The organism is Schnuerera sp., from assembly GCF_035459645.1.
In the GTDB taxonomy this organism is placed as follows: domain Bacteria; phylum Bacillota; class Clostridia; order Tissierellales; family Tepidimicrobiaceae; genus Schnuerera.
Genome location: NZ_DATHXO010000334.1, coordinates 1 through 1,866 on the forward strand (window position 1 = coordinate 1; position 1,866 = coordinate 1,866).

At 31.1% G+C, this 1,866-nt stretch carries 3 protein-coding genes; 1 reads left to right on the forward strand and 2 read right to left on the reverse strand.

Annotated elements, in window-relative coordinates:
* A partial coding sequence (locus tag VK998_RS07780) for a hypothetical protein (RefSeq protein WP_325227361.1) occupies positions 1-193 on the forward strand: 193 nt, incomplete at its 5' end.
* Between the two features lie 17 nt (positions 194-210).
* On the opposite strand, the gene VK998_RS07785 is transcribed toward VK998_RS07780, so the two are convergent.
* Positions 211-1,230: an ABC transporter ATP-binding protein gene (locus tag VK998_RS07785; RefSeq protein WP_325227366.1), complete on the reverse strand. Its 1,020-nt coding sequence runs from the start codon at positions 1,228-1,230 to the stop codon at positions 211-213.
* On the reverse strand, positions 1,231-1,866 hold a 636-nt coding region (locus VK998_RS07790), incomplete at its 5' end, for an ABC transporter permease (RefSeq protein ID WP_325227369.1). It abuts the gene before it with no gap.

Sequence of the window (1,866 nt, forward strand, 5' to 3'; positions counted from 1 at the left end):
AGCATCTCTTTTAAATCCAGATTTATTTATAGAAAATACTCTAGATATTTCTCCAGATGAGGAAAGTATGAAGAAAGGCTTATTATTTGGAAAAGGAAAGAAGAGAAAAGTTATTATACCAAAGATAAAAAATATACATGAATATATAGAACATGTATACGAACAATTTAAGAGTTTTGGAGAAAAGTATTAATGAAACTCGGGATAAGCTTATTTTTCAGGTATAAAAATAAGCTTATCCTTTTCTAATTCTATATTAACCCTATCTTCTTCTACAATGTCTGTAGGGTATGGAACAATGCTCTCTAATTTTAGATTGTTATTAGTGTTGTTTAGCTTAAGCAAGTAATTATTTCCTTGATATACCTTGTCTATTATTATAAAGTCACCGTTATTATATTTTTTTACTTTCACTGCAGATGGTCTTACAAGGCATTTGTACTTTCCATTTTCTTTATTTACACTGCTGCTAAATAATTCACTAACAAATTTATTATTTACTATTTCTCCATTAATATAGGTTCCTTCAGAAAAATAATCGGCTACTACGGTGTTCACTGGATTTCTAAATATATTCTCTGGAGTATCATATTGTTCTATTTGACCATTATGCATGAAAGCTATTCTATGAGACATAGTCAATGCTTCTTCCTGATCATGGGTAACTAGTATGGTGGTTATCTTATATTCTTTTTGTAGTTCTAAGACTAGCTCTCTCATATCCTTTCTCAAATTAATATCGAGGCTTGAGAAGGGCTCATCTAAAAGCAATACTATTGGATCAGCGGCAAGTGCGCGGGCTAGAGCAACTCTTTGCATTTGACCTCCAGATATTTCATCAACATGCCTATCTTCATAGCCTTCTAGTTTAACTTTCTTAAGTAGGTCTATGGCTTTTCTTCTACGCTCACTTTTGTTAATACCACGCATTTTTAATGGGAAGCTTATATTTTCTGCTACTGTCATATGGGGAAACAATCTAAAATCTTGGAAAACTATAACTGTATTTCTTTTGTGGGCTGGTATATTATCCGCTACATTTCCGCCTAAAATGACAGAGCCTTCACTTTGATTTATTATGCCTGCTATTGTTTTTAGCATTGTGGTCTTTCCGCATCCTGAAGCACCTAAAAGTGAGATGAATTCTCCATTTTCAACTTTTAAATTTATTGATCTTAATATTTTTTTATTAGACAATGTTACAGATATATTCTTTAGTTCTAATTCCAATTATATTTCTCCTCCCTTAGTTTCGTATTGCAGTTTTTCTATTATTTTATTAATAACTACGAAAACTGAAAGTGTAGATATAACAAATACTAAGGCATAGGCAGAACCTAGAGAGCGGTCTCCTTTTGATATGAACGGCACCATAAGGATACTCAATGTTTTAACTTTTCCTCCACCTATTAATAAAGTAATGAAATACTGGCTAAACGAGGTGATATAAGCCATGCTAATACTCGCCATTATTCCTGGTGTAAGTAATGGCAATGTAATATATATAAATGATTTCAAAGGGGATGCTCCTAATACATAAGCTTGCATTTCCATTTGTTTTCCTATAGATATTGTTAAATCTTTCATAATATTTATAGAATAAGGTAAAGTATATAATAAATGAACTATTATTACTCCTAATACAGTATCAGCTAAAGACATCTTTATAAATACTACATGTATGCCCATAGCAAATGCAGTTCCAGGCACTAGAATTGGTGCAATGCTTAAAAACTCTATTAATCTTTTTCCTACGAAATCGTATAGAACTAATGCTCTAGCAGTCATTGTACCTATTATCGCTGATAAAATTGCTACAGATAGTGATAATAATATATTTGAAAATAATATTGAAAATATTTTTGT